This is a genomic window from Paenibacillus sp. 598K, from assembly GCF_003851045.1.
Classification (GTDB): Bacteria; Bacillota; Bacilli; order Paenibacillales; family Paenibacillaceae; genus Paenibacillus_D.
In genome coordinates this window covers 1-1657 of the sequence record NZ_BFBX01000195.1, presented here as the reverse complement: position 1 = coordinate 1657, position 1657 = coordinate 1, and the positions used below count along the sequence as shown (strand labels likewise).

The 1657-nt window shown below is 48.5% G+C and carries 1 protein-coding gene; it reads left to right on the top strand.

What is annotated here, in order from left to right:
• Positions 1-303 precede the first annotated feature (303 nt).
• Positions 304-1551, top strand: a complete 1248-nt coding sequence (locus PA598K_RS34240; RefSeq protein ID WP_128661195.1) for an IS110 family transposase — start codon at positions 304-306, stop codon at positions 1549-1551.
• The last annotated feature ends 106 nt before the right edge of the window (positions 1552-1657 follow it).

Here is a 1657-nt window from a genome sequence, read left to right as displayed (position 1 = left end):
CATGATTATGCCCATTCCTTTCGCTTCGCTCAAGGCACAAAACGGAATGAAATCCGCTTGCCTTGGGTGATTTTTTTTGTATTCTGAAGTTGCAGAGATATCCCGTACACTACAAATCACGTGGAGGGGAGTGGGCCATCGTTTTTATAAGATGACCGCATGATTATATGTGTAGATTGCCTTTCCAAGCACAAATAAGTGTCGCCTCGAGCACGCAGACTTATCTTTGATAAACAACTCGTTTATAGCTGGGCAATCAGTCCCTGCTGGCTATCTCTGTACCTCACAGAAAGGAGTCTGGATATGGCCTTAAAAATTGTGTACCCCATCTGTTGTGGGATCGACGTGCACAAAACCTTCGTGGTCGCCTGTATCGCTTCCACCAATAGCAAAGGCGTCACCACTTACAAAAGCCATCGCTTTTCAACCTTCACCAAAGGCTTGAATGAGCTGTCACAGTGGCTTTGTGAGCATGGCTGCAAGGATGTCTGCATGGAATCGACCGGGAAATACTGGATTCCCGTGTTCAATATCCTGGAGCCTTCCTGCAACATCACTCTCGCTCATCCGAAGTACGTCAAAGCCATTCGCGGCAAGAAGACGGACAAGAAGGATGCGAAGTGGATTGCCGACTTGTTCAAGCACGATCTTGTCGCCGGAAGCTTTATGCCTCCCTTGCCCATTCGGCAACTGCGCGACCTGATGCGCTACCGCTTCAAGCTGACGAACTTTACGTCGAGTGAGAAGAACCGGTTCCAGAACAGTCTGACCGTTTCCAACATCCAGCTTGGCAGTGTCGTTTCGGATACATTCGGCAAAAGCGCGATGAATATTATGGACAAGCTGCTGGACGATCCGAGTGATACGTCTTTCGATCTTGAACCGCTGATTCACGGCTCTCTGAAGCGCAAACTGCCTGAACTGACGCTTGCCATTGACGGCGTTCTTGCACCTGAGCAAGCCGGGAAAATCAAGGTCATCAAACAACATTACGAAAACCTTGAATCCTGCAAAGCTGAACTGGAATCGATTGTCCTTTCCCTTGCCGACGCTTACACCGAAGAACTCAACTTGATCTTGACTGTTCCGTCCTTCAAAAACATCTTTTCCGCCATTGCCGTGGTTTCGGAAATCGGTGTACATATGGACGTGTTCCCGACAGCCAAGCATTTGTGTTCCTGGGCAGGACTTACACCTTCTAATGATCAGAGCGCCGGCAAGAGAAAGTCAGTCCGGATTTCGAGAGCCGGCGTCTACATCAAGCCGCTTTTGGTTCAGTGTGCCACTGCTGTCGTCAAAAGCGAAAAGCATCCCGAAATCCGAAACCGCTATTTGCAACTCAAGAGGCGTAGAGGCCACAAACGCGCGATTATTGCCATTGCGCGAATGTTGCTAACAGCCATCTACCACATCTTGAAGAACAAAGAGCCCTACAACCCTGAATTGTACCGAAAAAATGACGTTCGTCCAGTAGAACGTGAAATTACGGTAGAACAGGCTCTTCAATTGGCTCAGGCTCAGGGGTACCGAATTATGGTCGCTCCGACCTGACTTCACTTACTTAAAATGCAATATTTTCCATTCGGTCGTTTTATGAGCGGCTTCTTTGGCTTGCTCATTTTCCCTACTGCGTGCTTTGTGCTACGATTTCAGACTT